This is a genomic window from Staphylococcus sp. AtDRG32 (genome assembly GCF_004365845.1).
GTDB classification, from domain to species: domain Bacteria; phylum Bacillota; class Bacilli; order Staphylococcales; family Staphylococcaceae; genus Staphylococcus; species Staphylococcus hominis.
Window position 1 is genome coordinate 476,862 of the sequence record NZ_SODE01000001.1, and the last position, 13,267, is coordinate 490,128.

Here is a 13,267-nt window from a genome sequence, read left to right on the forward strand (position 1 = left end):
TTTTTTCTATATTTAGATTTTATCTTTTTGACGTAAACGTGCTTTGGCTTTTTTAAAGAAGTCACTTGTATGCTCAAAAGATTCCATTTGTGCGTGATGCATATGTTTAATACTTTCTTTAATAGTTAATACATGTGCTGTTTGTTTAAATTCTTTTTCACTGTATAAAAATTGATTCACATGTTTTAAATGATTATAAAATGCATTATTATCTTTGTCTTTAGCCAACTTTATCACCCTTTAAGCGATACTTAGAGATTATCGCGCCAATCTACTAATGTTTGAATATCATTTTCTGAAATTTTGCCTTCTTCTTTAGCTACTTCAATAAGTTCATTATAATTACTTAGCGTATAGAATGGTAGATTCGCTTGTTTGAACATGTCGTCTGCTTTAGCTAGACCATAAGTAAAGATTGCAACTACACCTACGACTTCAGCCCCTGCTTCTTTTAAAGCTTCCACTGCAGTAATTGATGACCCCCCTGTTGAAATTAAATCTTCAACGACAACGACTTTTTTATTTTTACTTTGTGCGCCTTCAATTTGATTTTGTTTACCATGACTTTTACTTTTAGATCGTACATAGTTCATTGGTAAGTTTAGTTTTTCAGAAATATAAGCAGCATGTGGAATACCAGCAGTGGCTGTTCCTGAAATAACCTCTACATTACCAAAATGTTCTGTAATAAGTTCACTTAATCCATCACGAATGTCTTGACGTACTTTAGGGTAACCTAATGTAATACGATTATCACAATAGATAGGTGATTTTATGCCTGAACTCCATGTGAATAAGTCATTGGGTGATAAACTTACTGCTTCAATATCTAATAATGATTTTGCTATGTGTTTTGACATATTAACCTAACCAACTTTCCTTTATTTTTGTATAACTCTCTTGTGGATGCTCACTTTGAGTTATTGGGCGACCCACTACAATGTGAGTTGAACCTAATTGTTTCGCGTCTTCTGGAGTTGTAATACGTTTTTGATCATTCACCGCTGCACCTTTAGGTCTGATACCAGGCGTCACTTTTAAAAATTCAGAACCCAGGGACTTTGTCAGTAATTTAGCTTCTAATGGCGAACATACTACGCCATCTAATCCTGACTCTTGCGCTAATTTTGCATAATTCAACACTGCTTCTTCAATAGACGTTTGGATATTTTGTTCTTGATGAAGCATTTCTTCAGTCGTTGATGTTAATTGAGTCACTGCTATTATTTTAGTAGTTTCATTATATTTACGTAACCCTTTTACAGCATGTTTCATCATTTCAGTTCCACCAGCAGCATGCACGTTAACTAAATCAACATTTAACTTACCTAAACCCTCCATAGCTTTTTGAACTGTATTAGGAATATCGTGTAACTTAAGGTCTAAAAATATATCATGTCCACGTTCTTTTATTTTCTTAATTAAAGCTGGTCCAGTTTGATAATATAATTCCATTCCTACTTTTACAAAAAGTGGTTCATCAAATTGATCTAAAAAATCAAGAACATGATTCTCAGAATCAAAATCTAACGCTATAATTGGTAAATCTCTCATTCATTAAACTCCTTTAAATAACTCACTTTTATTTTAAAAAGAAGCGACTTGTGCTTAAACATAAAGCAAGTTAACACATAAGTCGCTTATAATTATGGCATTACATATTTCTCATTGAAAATGTCATACTTTCAATGACATTTGTTAATGCACTTGCAGTATCTAATGAAGTTAAACATGGCACTCCGTTTTCTACAGTAGTACGTCGAATTTGGAAGCCATCTCTTTCAACTTCTTTACCTTTTGTCATTGTGTTAATAACAATTTGTACATCCCCATTTTGAATACGTGTTAATAAATCATCTTCTCCACCGATTTTACCCACAACTTCAACAGGGATATTGTGCGCTTCTAATTTTTGTGCAGTACCTTGTGTAGCTAAGATTTTATAACCTACTTCATTTAAACGGTGAGCAATATCAACGATTTCTTCTTTATCTTTATCGCTTACTGTCATTAATACTGTACCATGATCTTTTACTTCTACCCCACTACCTGTTAAACCTTTATATAAAGCTTTTTCAAGTGTTAAATCTTTACCCATCACTTCACCGGTAGATTTCATTTCAGGTCCAAGTGTAATGTCAACATTTTTTAATTTATTAAAACTAAATACCGGTGCTTTAACAAACACACCCTCTGAATATGGTTGAATACCTTGTTGATAGCCTAAATCTTTAAGCTTTGTGCCCATTATCGCTTGCATGGCAAGTTGTGCCATTTGAATATCAGTAATTTTACTTAAGAAAGGCACTGTACGACTTGCACGTGGGTTAACTTCTAATACATACACACCATCATGTGCAATAACGAATTGAATATTGATGAGTCCTACAATGTTTAATCCTTTAGCTAATTTAATTGTATAATCTTCGAGTGTTTTTATTTCTTCATCGCTCAATGTTTGTGGTGGATACACTGCAATTGAATCACCGCTATGAACACCTGCACGTTCAATATGCTCCATAATACCAGGAATAATAACTGTTTCACCATCAGAAATTGCATCGACTTCTATTTCTTTACCTGTTAAATATCTATCCACTAATACTGGATGTTCTGGACTTGCTTTAACAGCTTGCTCCATATAATTTTCTAATTCTGCATCACTATTTACAATCTCCATGGCACGACCACCTAATACATAAGAAGGTCTTACAACTACTGGATAACCAATTTCACGTGCATTTTCTAATGCTTCTTTAGGAGAAGTTGCTGTTTTACCTTTAGGTTGTGGAACATCAATTTTTCTTAAAAGTGCTTCAAATTCTTTTCTATCTTCTGCACGATTTAAATCTTCTAGTGATGTTCCTAAGATTTTCACACCATGTTTAGCTAATTTATCAGCTAAATTGATTGCTGTTTGACCGCCAAATTGAACTACTACACCTTTAGGTTGCTCTAAATTAATAATATTCATTACATCTTCTTCAGTTAGCGGTTCAAAATATAATTTATCTGAAATTGAAAAGTCTGTTGATACTGTCTCTGGATTATTATTAACAATAATCGCTTCATATCCGGCATTTTGAATTGCCCAAACGGCATGTACTGTCGCATAATCAAACTCTACACCTTGTCCGATACGTATTGGTCCAGAACCTAATACTAAAATTTTCTCTTTATCTGTAACTACAGATTCATTTTCTGTTTCATATGTTCCGTAATAATATGGTGTAGATGATTCAAATTCTGCTGCACACGTGTCTACCATTTTATATACAGGTTTAATATCATTATCTTGACGTAATTGATATACTTCTTCTTCTGTCATATCAAAGCGATGAGCAATCACTTTATCACTGAAACCATAATCTTTTGCATATTTAAGATATTCTAAGTCTCCTGGATGCGCTTTAAGTTCATGTTCAATATGAATAATATTAAGGAATTTATTTAAGAAGAAATAATCAATTTTAGTCATGTCATGAATTTCTTGTAATGATGTGCCACGTCGAATCGCTTCACCAATAAAGAATAAACGCTCATCATCTTGATGACTGATACGTTCTTTAATGTAATCTAAGTCATAATTTTCACCATTTGGTAAACCAAGATGATGAACACCATATTCTAATGAACGAATCGCTTTTAATAATGATTCTTCATATGTACGACCAATAGCCATCACTTCACCAGTAGCCTTCATTTGCGTTCCTAATTCACGTTCCCCTTTTTCGAATTTATCAAATGGAAAACGTGGAATTTTTGAAATGACATAATCAAGTGTTGGTTCAAAAGCAGCATAAGATGTTCCAGTTATAGGATTTAGCATCTCATCTAATGTTAAACCAACCGCAATTTTAGCCGCCAATTTAGCAATTGGATAGCCTGTTGCTTTTGATGCTAGTGCAGATGAACGAGACACACGTGGATTAACTTCAATGATGTAATAATTTAAGGAATATGGATCTAAAGCCAGCTGTACATTACAACCACCTTCAATACCTAAAGCACGAATCACTTTAAGCGATACATCACGTAACATTTGGTATTCAACATCTGATAGTGTCTGACTAGGAGCTACAACCACTGAATCTCCAGTATGGATACCTACTGGGTCAATATTTTCCATATTACATACTACAATGGCATTGTCATTTTTATCACGCATAACTTCATATTCAATTTCTTTATATCCTGCTATTGATTTTTCAATTAAACATTGAGTCGCTGGACTATAATGTAATCCATTACTTACAACTTCTTTTAATTCTTCATCATTATGACAGATACCACCACCAGTACCTCCCATTGTAAAGGCAGGGCGTACAATTAATGGATATCCCACTTGTTCTTTGAATGCAAATGCTTGTTCCACAGTATTTACTATATCACTTTCAGGTACTGGAACATCTAAATCATTCATCAATGATCGGAATAATTCTCTATCTTCTGCTTGTTGTATAGATTCTAATTTTGTACCTAATAACTCTACATTATTTGCTTTTAATACACCGCTATCATGTAATTGTATTGCCATATTCAAACCTGTTTGTCCACCTAATGTAGGTAATAATGCATCAGGTTGTTCTTTACGAATGATACGTGCAATAAAGTCATGAGTTAAAGGTTCAATATATACTTTATCTGCAATTTCTTTATCAGTCATAATGGTTGCAGGATTTGAGTTCACTAAAATAACACGGTATCCTTCTTCTTTTAAAGCAAGACACGCTTGTGTTCCAGCATAGTCAAATTCTGCAGCTTGTCCAATAATAATAGGACCTGAACCAATTACTAAAATCGTTTTAATATCGTCACGTTTAGGCATTCGTTTTACTCTCCTTTTTATTATCTTTAAAATCTCTCATCATATCTAAGAACTCATCAAATAAGTAATTTGAGTCACTTGGGCCTGGTCTTGCCTCTGGATGATATTGCACTGAAAAGGCTGGTAATGTTTTATGTCTTAATCCTTCAACCGTACCATCATTTAAAGCAATATGTGTCACTTCTAAATCTGTATTTTTTAAAGAATCTTTATCAATAGCATAACCGTGATTTTGACTTGTGATATCTACTTTACCTGTGCGTAAATCTTTTACAGGATGATTCGCACCACGATGTCCGAACTTCATCTTAAATGCTTTGGCGCCTTGAGATAATGCAAATAACTGATGACCAAGACAAATACCAAAGAATGGTATATTTCCTAAAACACCTTTAATCATATCTAAAGCAACATCAACTTCTTCTGGATCTCCAGGTCCATTTGAAAGCATGACACCATCTGGTGACATTGCTAATATTTCCTCTGCTGAAGTATCATAAGGTACTACAGTAACATTACATCCTCTTGAATTAAGTTCTCTAACAATATTTTGCTTTTTACCAAAGTCTAATAACACGACGCTTAAATCTGAACCTGTTGATACATACGGTGTTTTTGTTGACACAGTAGTCACCTCATCACGAGGTAACTCTGCAGTTTTTAAGTTAGCTGCAAGCGATTCAATTTCCTCTTTATTGTCGGTAAATCCTGCTTTTAATACACCATATTTTCTAATTTTTCTAGTAATACTACGCGTATCTACCCCTGAAATACCAGGAATATGATATTGAACAAGCACTTCATGTAATGTTTTTTGTTTTCTAAAATTACTTGGATGCGTACTTGCTTCCTTAACTACTACCCCATTTAATGTAGGTGTAAGTGATTCAAAATCGTCTCTATTAATACCATAATTTCCAATTAAAGGATAAGTAAATGTAACAATTTGACCAGTATATGATGGATCAGAAATCGTTTCTTGATATCCAGTCATCGCTGTATTAAATACAATTTCACCGATTGATAATTGATCTGACCCTAATTTATATCCTTCATAATATGAACCATCTTCAAATACGAGATATCTACGTTCAAACATTTTACTTGTCCTCCTTAAATTTAACTTCACCCTCAACCATTGTTAAAACAGGGTTACCATATACTTTATATCCTATAAATGGTGTATTATCTGCTTTAGATAAGAAATCTTCACCACGAATTTCTCTTTCTTCATCTAAATTGATAATTGTTAAATCTGCATAGCTGCCTTCTTCTAATTTTCCATAAGGTAAATCAAATATTTGTGCTGGCTTAATTGTTAAGTAATCAACAAGTTGTTGTAATGACCAGTCTCCTTTTTTAACAAAATGAGTATATAATAATGGGAAGGCCGTTTCACTTCCTACAATACCAAATGGTGCTTTTGTCATTGGCTGAGCTTTTTCTTCTTTGGCATGAGGCGCGTGATCTGTAGCAATACAATCAATGGTACCATCTAGTAATCCTTCTAATAATGCATCTCTATCTTCTTTACTTCTTAATGGTGGATTCATTTTAAAAATGGCATTATCGCCTGGAACATCATCTTCAGTTAATAACAGATGATGTGGTGTCACTTCAGCTGTAACATGAATGCCTGCTGCTTTAGCATCACGAATTGCTCTTACACTTTCTTTTGTTGAAACGTGGCACACGTGATAGTGACAATTAGCTGCTTCAGCTAATAAAACGTCTCGTGCAATTTGTACAGATTCACAAATATTTGGAATGCCAGGAATACCTAATTCTTCACTACGTTTACCTTGATGCATTGCACCACCATAAATTAAGCTATTATCTTCACAATGAGCAACAACTGCTTTATTTAATTTTGCTGCTTGTTGCATCGCTTCATACATCATTGCTGATTCCTGAACACCCACACCATCATCTGTAAATGCAAATGCACCCTCTTTTGCAAGTGCTTCAAAATCAACATGCTCTTTACCAGCTTGACGAATGGTAATTGATGCATAAGGCAAGACACGGACTTGTGCATTTTCTTTAATTAATGATTGCAACTGATCCATGTGTTCTACTGTATCAGGTACAGGACGTGTATTAGGCATTGGACATACTGTTGTAAATCCTCCACGTGCAGCTGCTTTTGTTCCAGTTTCAATTGTTTCTTTATGTTCCCCACCTGGTTCTCTTAAATGTACATGCACATCTACTAGACCTGGTGCTACAAATTGACCATTTGCATCAATGACTTCAGTACCTTCATCAATATTAATATTTTCATTCATTTCCTTGATATATTGTCCATCAATTAAAATTGACGTTGATTTAAGTTCACCATTGTCTAAAATTTTAGCATTTTTTATAAGTTTCATAATTATTCTCCTTTTCTTGATAAAAGTTTATCTATTACAGCCATTCTTAAATACATTCCATTTTCCATTTGTTTAAAGATTCTTGACTTAGGTGCTTCAACTAGTTCACTATCGATTTCTACGCCACGATTTACTGGAGCAGGATGCATCACTATCGCATCATCTTTTAAACGACGATACCTTTCTTTAGTTAACCCATATTGTTCATGATAATGATCAGCTTTAAAGTTTGCTTCATCAGTAATACCATGTCTTTCATGTTGAACTCTTAAAAGCATAATAATATCAACTTTATTAATCACATCATCAATATTTACATAAGGAGCATCTAATGTTTCATCTACCCATTCATTTGGACTTGAGAACATCACTTTAGCACCAAGCGAGGTTAAACTTGTATAATTACTTCTCGCTACACGAGAATTTTTAATATCTCCACATATTAAAATATTTAATCCTTCAAATGTTTCATATTCTTCATAAATCGTCATTATATCCAATAAGCTTTGAGTAGGATGCTGACCACTACCATCTCCAGCATTTGCAATCGGAATATTTAAATTTTCTAGTTCTTCGTAATATGCATTTTGAGGATGTCTAATAACTAATAAATTGACGCCAATACTCTCTAACGTTTTACAAGTGTCATAAAGCGATTCCCCTTTTTGTACTGAAGAAGTACTTGTTTCAAAGTTAACTTGTTTCAATCCAAGATTAAGTTCAGCTACTTCAAAACTGCATTTTGTGCGTGTTGAATTTTCAAAGAATAAGTTAGATACATATTTCCCTTCATACTGAGGGACAGTTTCTTTTCCTGATTTAAAACGACTCGCTGTTTGAATAAGATTAAAAATATCATCGTTTGTTAAATATTCCATTGAAAATAAATGTTCCATGACGTGCCTCCTAAAAGATCCTCTTTTATTTAATGTCTGATTCTTCTTTTTCTTTTGGCAAAATAAGATTTAATATGATTCCTGATAATGCTGCTAAAGCCATGCCTTCAATTTGTAGGTTCACACCAAGACTTTTTAAATTGATAAGTAAATTTCCAATACCGACTACTAGTACTACTGACGCAATAACTAAATTACGATTACTAGCAAAATCAACACGACTTTCTACCAACATTCTAAGTCCACTTGCTGCAATAATACCGAATAATAAGATAGATACACCACCCATCACTGGTGTAGGAATTGATGAAATTAATGCTGAGAACTTACCTATAAATGATAAGATAATTGCAATCACTGCTGCACCACCAATGACATAAATACTATATATTTTTGTAATTGCGAGCACACCAATATTTTCACCATAAGTTGTACTAGGCGGTCCTCCAATAATACTAGCAAACATTGTTGAAACGCCATCACCTATAATTGAACGATGTAAACCAGGATTTTCAAAGAAATTACGTCCTACAATTTTATTAATCACCATTTGATGACCAATATGTTCACTGACTGTTACAAATACTATAGGCAACATGACTAAAATAAGTCCGATATGTATCGATGGAACATAATCTTTAAATGGTAAATATATATCTGGAAAATCTAGCCAACTGGCTTTAGCAATTGGTTTGAAATTAACAATGCCTACAAAAATTGACACAATATAACCTACAATAATTCCTATTAACACAGGAATAAGTGAAAGGAAACCTTTAAAAAATCCTTGAACAATAATAGTTACTAGTAAGGTTACTAATGCGACTAATAAATAGCTTAAATTGTAACCCTTCATATCTCCTGAATTCTCATACATTGCCATGTTTACTGCTGTTGGTGCGAGACTTAATCCAATGACCATAATAACTGGACCAACAACAACTGGTGGTAAAAGATGCATCAACCAACCGGTACCACTTAATTTTATGAAAATACCAATAATGATATACATTACGCCACTAGCAAATAATGCGACAAGCATATCTCCTAAACTGTGCGTACTTAACCCCGTAATAATTGGAGTAATAAATGCAAAGCTTGAACCTAAATAGGCAGGTATTTTTGCTTTAGTAATTAATATGTATAGTAATGTTCCTATACCCGATGCTAATAATGCAGCAGAAATAGGTAACCCTGTTAAAAATGGAACAAGGACAGTTGACCCAAACATTGCAAATAGATGTTGTAAGCTTAAAAACGCCCATTGTGCTGGTTTTGGTTTATCTTTTACATCTAGTACTGGTTTGACAGTACGTTCAAACATTTGCTCATTTTCCATGAAATGTTCTTCCTTTCTAAAAAAGTCTCTTTACACTATGGTAAAGAGACTAAAATAAATTAATGAAATATTATAAAAAGCTTCTTTAAGTTTTTTATAACATGACATAGGAAAAGTATTTAATTTAAGTGAGACATATCATCTATCCATTTAATAAATACATTACACGCTCACCATTACATACTTCACCTTTTTCAGTCTCTCGTACTGGTTTAAAAGGTTAGTTATTCAATTATTACTGCATTTCTATCATCTATTTCTTCAAGATAAACAGATACTGCTTCATCTTTTGCAGTAGGTATATTCTTTCCAACAAAGTCTGCTCTAATTGGCAGTTCACGATGGCCACGATCCACAAGGGCAGCGAGGCCAATCTTTATAGGTCGAGAATGTAATAAAATTGCATCTAAAGATGCTCTAACTGTTCGTCCAGTATAAAGTACATCATCAATAATAATCACTATCTTATCTGTAACATCTTGATCAATTTCAATGGCATCTTTAGTGATAGGCTTTTTCGAGTTTTCAATATCATCTCTAAAATGAGTAATGTCAATCGTACCTGTTGGAACTACATGATGTTCAATTTGTTTAATTTTTTCTTGAATACGACGTGCTAAAAATTCGCCTCTTGTCTTAATACCTAAAAGAACAAGTTGTTCAGTTCCTTTATTATATTCTAGAATTTCATGTGCTATACGTGTAACAGTACGTTGTATAGCCGCTTTGTCCATAATAATACGTTCTGACATGATTACACCTCTTAAAAGAAAAAACCTCATGCCTTTTATAAAGACATGAGGTTTAATGTATATAAAAATATTTTATATGATTAGTCTGATAGTAATCGAACAATTGAAGTTAATCATATTTATATCATTAGTCACCCTGTCTTTTGAGCCTCTCTGGACTCTTTTTAAAAGACACTGTTTTGTTTAATTTTAACTGTTATTAGCTTAAATCTTTTTAGTTCATAAGTCAATATGCTTTCTTTTAATTTACGACTTTATTCTCTAATTTTATGATTCTCTTAATCGAATATCTTCTAATAGCGATTGAAACGCTTGAGGTAACTCAGCATGACGTTCAATATATTCATGAGTGACAGGATGTTTAAAACCAATAACTCCAGCATGTAACGCTTGTCCACCAATATCTAATGTTTTTCTAGGACCATATTTAGGATCTCCAACAAGTGGGAACCCAATATATTTCATATGAACACGAATTTGATGAGTACGCCCTGTTTCTAATTGACATTCAATCAATGTATAGTCATTAAAATGCTCTAATACATTAAAATGAGTCACTGCTTCTTTTCCATCATCAACAACATCCATAGATTGACGGTCTTTTTTGTTTCTGCCTATTGGAGCATCAATTGTTCCATAATCATGAGGAATATTACCATGTACTAAAGCTGTATACTTACGCTTTACTGTTTTATCCATAAGTTGTTCTACTAGACCACGATGTGCTACATCATTTTTAGCTACCATAAGTAACCCAGACGTATCTTTATCAATACGATGAACAATACCAGGACGTATCTCTCCATTGATACCTGATAAATCTTTAATTTGATACATTAATCCATTAACTAATGTACCTGTATAATGACCTGGTGAAGGGTGTACAACCATACCTTTAGGTTTATAAACAATGGCTACATCTTTATCTTCATAATAAATATCTAAATTGAGGTTCTCCGGTAAAATATCGGCTTCAACCACTTCTTTTTCAGTTACTTGAATCTCATCATTTAATTTAACTTTATAATTTGATTTGATTATTTTACCATTAACAGTGACTAAATCATTTTTAATCCAATCTTGAAGTTGACTTCTAGACCACTCACTATTGAAATCAGATAATAATTTATCAATACGCTGACCTACGAGTGCTTCATCTTCTATTTTATATTTATACGTTTCCACTACGTGCCCTCCTATTCTTTTTTGGTTGCATCCTTAACCAATGCAATAATGACAAAAATAACACCAATTGTTAAGCTTGAATCTGCGATATTAAAAATTGGAAAATCATATCCAAAAATATTTGTATCAATGAAATCAACAACTTCACCATTGAATAAACGATCGATAAAGTTACCTAATGCACCTGCAAATAATAAGCTAATTGCAACTTGCATAAACGCATTATATTTAGTTTCTTTAATATAAAATATAATAAGTACAGCTAAAATAATAAGAGTAATAATATAGAAAAATCCCATTTTACCACTTAAAATCCCCCATGCTGCACCATTATTTCTATGTGAGGTAATATTTAAAAAATGAGGAATCACTTCATAAGAATCACCAATGTTCATTGTTGCTGTAATTATTTTTTTAGTTAATTGGTCTATAATTAAAATCACGATGGCTACTATTAAAGATAAACCAATATAATATTTCTTTTTCATTCATGTGCCTCCATTCAGCCCTCAACTCTTTGACAACACTCTACATTATAGCCTACTACTTAGCATAAAAAAAGCTACAATCTTCTATGTCATATTTGTGTTACTTTTAGGATGAATATAATTAAATTGATCGACTTGATAAACATCTACAAAACGTGTTGTAATTTCGTAAGGTTTTCTGAAATTCATATCAGAGACTATTAAAGAGCCATCATTATTGACTTGTTCTACATAAGCAACATGTCCATGTTTTCCTTTTGGATAATGTAAAATAGAACCCTTAGTTGGATTTTCATTGACTGTATATCCTTGTTTCTTAGCCTTATTAGCCCAATATTTAGCGTCACCCCATTGGTTACTTATTAAATGATGATCTTCTTTTACTCGATCAAATACATAGTAAGTACATTGACCTTTAGCGTATGTGTTATATTTCATAGGATTTTTTTCCCAAAAATGAGTTGTAGGTTCAGTCATATCTTGATTGTCTAGACCATCAAAAATTGCACCGCCCGTAAATATCATGCATACAAATACCATTAAAAAAATCCATTTTTTCATTTCATCACTCTACCTTTATAAAATTAAATCTAAATTGGATACCATCTGGGCCTTTAATATTGATATGATGTGTTTCTGGATAATGAAAGTCAACGATAGATAGACCATAAGTATGTTCATTATCTATTCGCTTTATTTTTGAATTCCATTGATTCATTGAAAGATGACAATAATATTGTTCAGAAGCTAAATAAAAAGATTCATCATCTAAATATGCAGAAGGTACTAGTCCAAAATAGTTTAGATAATACTCTCTTACTTCATTTAATCGAATGGTTTTTAAACTAATATTCCCAATTTTACTATCATTAGGTAAACCTTGCCATCCGATGGTTGATGCATATGGTAATAATGAAGAAACATCGAGTGGCTTAATATCGAGTCTAATCCATTCACTTTCTTGTTTCCAATCAGAAATCGATTTATCAACATAAAACTTAAACATATGACCTTCTGGATCTTCGACAAAAATAAATATACATACGTTTTGTTCTCCACCATTAATTGGTAACTCATAGTCATTTAACTTTTCGATTAGATCTGCCAGATGGTGTGTATTGGATAATTGAACTCCTATATAAAATAAACCAGCTTCTTGAGATAAAGGATTTCGTCCAGATTTTATCTCTCTTAAAGTAATATAATGGTGACGATCTCCAATTTGATATTTGACAGCCGTTAATGTCTCTTCCACCTTTTTAAATCCTAATAATTCTTCATAGAACGGTTGTAAAGTACGTAAATCTCTTACATTTAAAGTGATACCATTAATAAAATGTGCATCATTATCATGAAACATAGGGTACCTCCTAAATTTTAAAATCTCTCTTTCAATTTAAAATA

The 13,267-nt window shown here is 32.7% G+C and carries 13 protein-coding genes; all 13 read right to left on the bottom strand.

Features of this window, described 5'->3' with window-relative positions; translation table 11 throughout:
• Positions 1 to 12 precede the first annotated feature (12 nt).
• Positions 13 to 237 (bottom strand): hypothetical protein, encoded by a 225-nt coding sequence (locus tag BDW25_RS02275; protein ID WP_002455445.1) that lies wholly within the window; start codon positions 235 to 237, stop codon positions 13 to 15.
• 14 nt (positions 238 to 251) lie between these two features.
• A complete protein-coding gene (gene pyrE, locus BDW25_RS02280; protein ID WP_002448722.1) occupies positions 252 to 860 on the bottom strand; it encodes an orotate phosphoribosyltransferase in 609 nt (202 codons plus the stop codon).
• Position 861: 1 nt separating this feature from the next.
• Positions 862 to 1,554: an orotidine-5'-phosphate decarboxylase gene (pyrF, locus tag BDW25_RS02285; protein ID WP_002448794.1), complete on the bottom strand. Its 693-nt coding sequence runs from the start codon at positions 1,552 to 1,554 to the stop codon at positions 862 to 864.
• 100 nt (positions 1,555 to 1,654) lie between these two features.
• Positions 1,655 to 4,828 (bottom strand): carbamoyl-phosphate synthase large subunit, encoded by a 3,174-nt coding sequence (gene carB / locus BDW25_RS02290; RefSeq protein ID WP_002488664.1) that lies wholly within the window; start codon positions 4,826 to 4,828, stop codon positions 1,655 to 1,657.
• A complete protein-coding gene (locus BDW25_RS02295; RefSeq protein WP_002455448.1) occupies positions 4,821 to 5,927 on the bottom strand; it encodes a carbamoyl phosphate synthase small subunit in 1,107 nt (368 codons plus the stop codon). The genes carB and BDW25_RS02295 overlap by 8 nt, the downstream gene beginning before the upstream one ends.
• A 1-nt stretch (position 5,928) precedes the next feature.
• On the bottom strand, positions 5,929 to 7,203 hold the full coding sequence (locus BDW25_RS02300) for a dihydroorotase (RefSeq protein WP_071859465.1): 1,275 nt from the start codon (positions 7,201 to 7,203) through the stop codon (positions 5,929 to 5,931).
• Between the two features lie 2 nt (positions 7,204 to 7,205).
• On the bottom strand, positions 7,206 to 8,099 hold the full coding sequence (locus BDW25_RS02305) for an aspartate carbamoyltransferase catalytic subunit (protein ID WP_071859466.1): 894 nt from the start codon (positions 8,097 to 8,099) through the stop codon (positions 7,206 to 7,208).
• 25 nt (positions 8,100 to 8,124) lie between these two features.
• Positions 8,125 to 9,438, bottom strand: coding sequence for a uracil-xanthine permease family protein (locus BDW25_RS02310; RefSeq protein ID WP_002448743.1), 1,314 nt, complete (start codon positions 9,436 to 9,438; stop codon positions 8,125 to 8,127).
• Positions 9,439 to 9,662: 224 nt separating this feature from the next.
• The gene (pyrR, locus tag BDW25_RS02315; RefSeq protein WP_002455451.1) at positions 9,663 to 10,190 is read right to left on the bottom strand and encodes a bifunctional pyr operon transcriptional regulator/uracil phosphoribosyltransferase PyrR; all 528 of its coding nucleotides are present in this window, start codon (positions 10,188 to 10,190) and stop codon (positions 9,663 to 9,665) included.
• A gap of 267 nt (positions 10,191 to 10,457) precedes the next feature.
• Positions 10,458 to 11,375 carry an RluA family pseudouridine synthase gene (locus BDW25_RS02320; protein ID WP_002448828.1) on the bottom strand — a complete coding sequence of 306 codons (918 nt, stop codon included), beginning with the start codon at positions 11,373 to 11,375 and terminating at the stop codon, positions 10,458 to 10,460.
• Between the two features lie 11 nt (positions 11,376 to 11,386).
• Positions 11,387 to 11,863 carry a signal peptidase II gene (gene lspA, locus BDW25_RS02325; RefSeq protein ID WP_002448847.1) on the bottom strand — a complete coding sequence of 159 codons (477 nt, stop codon included), beginning with the start codon at positions 11,861 to 11,863 and terminating at the stop codon, positions 11,387 to 11,389.
• A gap of 84 nt (positions 11,864 to 11,947) precedes the next feature.
• On the bottom strand, positions 11,948 to 12,424 hold the full coding sequence (locus BDW25_RS02330; RefSeq protein WP_133944744.1) for a CHAP domain-containing protein: 477 nt from the start codon (positions 12,422 to 12,424) through the stop codon (positions 11,948 to 11,950).
• A gap of 4 nt (positions 12,425 to 12,428) precedes the next feature.
• Positions 12,429 to 13,223 carry a VOC family protein gene (locus BDW25_RS02335; RefSeq protein WP_133944747.1) on the bottom strand — a complete coding sequence of 265 codons (795 nt, stop codon included), beginning with the start codon at positions 13,221 to 13,223 and terminating at the stop codon, positions 12,429 to 12,431.
• Positions 13,224 to 13,267 lie beyond the last annotated feature (44 nt).